The organism is Burkholderia sp. E168m22 (genome assembly GCF_001319805.1).
Taxonomy (GTDB): Bacteria; Pseudomonadota; Gammaproteobacteria; order Burkholderiales; family Burkholderiaceae; genus Burkholderia; species Burkholderia orbicola.
This window is the reverse complement of record NZ_BBSK01000170.1, coordinates 1-1,347: the sequence shown is the minus strand read 5'-3', so window position 1 is coordinate 1,347 and position 1,347 is coordinate 1. Positions and strand designations below refer to the sequence as shown.

Genomic DNA, 1,347 nt, shown 5'->3' with positions numbered 1-1,347 from the left:
GGCGCCGATCCGGCCAACGCGTCCGACTGGCACGCGGCGCGCGATGCGGTGCGCCGCATGCTGAGCCAGCTCGGCACGCAAGGGATCGGCGAAGCGCTCGGCGGCGTGATCGAATCGCTGCCGTCGCTCGCGGCCGAGCTTGGCAAGCCGGCGCCCGTCGTGCATATCGACAGCCACGGCCAGCGCGTGCGCAGCGAGATCGTCGCGACGCTGAAGAACGTGTTCATGCACCTGCTGCGCAATGCGATCGACCACGGGATCGAGTCATCCGACGCGCGGCGCGCGGCCGGCAAGCCGGCATCCGGCACGATCGACATCGCGGTCGGCGTGGGCGGCGGCGAACTGTGGTTCGTGCTCGCCGACGACGGCCGCGGCCTCGCGCTCGACCGGATTCGCGGCATCGCGCGCGAGCGCGGCTGGATCGATGCCGCAAGCGAAGCGGCGTTGTCCGACGAGGACGTCGCCGAGCTGATCTTCCGGCCGGGCTTCTCGACCGCGCAGACGGTGACCGAAGTATCGGGGCGCGGCGTCGGCATGGACGCGGTGCGCAATTTCCTGAAGCGCGACGGCGGCGATATCGCGCTGCGCTTCACCGACGATCGCGTCGGTGCCCCGTATCGCGCGTTCGAGACGATCGTGTCGCTGCCCGCGCGCTTCGCGGCGGACGGCGCCGCGCCCGGCACGGGGCACGCGCAACGCACACGCGTCGCGGATATCGACGCAGCGGAGTGACGGCGTGATCGTGCAGGCGTGGATGACTCAGATGGCCGCCGCGCTGGCGGGCGGCGTGATCGTCGCGATGGCGGCGGCGATCGTGTTTCGTGCGATGCGCCAACGGCTCGTCGCGACGCTGGCGCGCGAGGCCGACGCGTTGCACGACGCGCTCGACGCAGCCGCCGCACGCGCAGATGACGCGGCGTCCGCGCATGCGGAAGCGGCCGACGCATGGGCGCAACGCGAGGCGCAGCTCGGGGAGGCGCTGACGCGCGAGACCTCGACCAACGGCGCGCAGCGCGACGCGTTGCAGGCGCTGTCGGCCGACCGCGCGGCGCTCGCGCAGCATGCGATGAAGATCGCCGACGAAGCCGCGCGCCTGCGCGGGCTGGCCGCCACGTTCGAGCGCTGGCACGAACAGATGATCTCGCTGACCACGCAGAACCAGGACATGCGCGCGAAGAACCAGGAACTGTCGGCGATCGTCGCGCACGTGTCGATCGTGTCGCTGAACGCGTCGATCGAGGCGGCGCGCGCGGGCGCGGCCGGGCGCGGTTTCTCGATCGTCGCGAGCGAGGTGCGCGGGCTGGCCGCGCGCTCGCAGCAATTGTCGAACAGCTATCGCGACAGCCT

General features: G+C 71.9%; 2 protein-coding genes. Both read left to right on the top strand.

Translation table 11 applies throughout. The annotated features are described in order from the left end of the window. Nucleotides 1-732, top strand: a 732-nt coding sequence (locus AP428_RS34245; RefSeq protein ID WP_231691733.1) for an ATP-binding protein, incomplete at its 5' end; no start/stop codon positions are given. A gap of 22 nt (nt 733-754) precedes the next feature. Continuing rightward, the coding region (locus AP428_RS37735) for a methyl-accepting chemotaxis protein (protein ID WP_054928693.1) at nt 755-1,347 on the top strand (593 nt) is incomplete at its 3' end.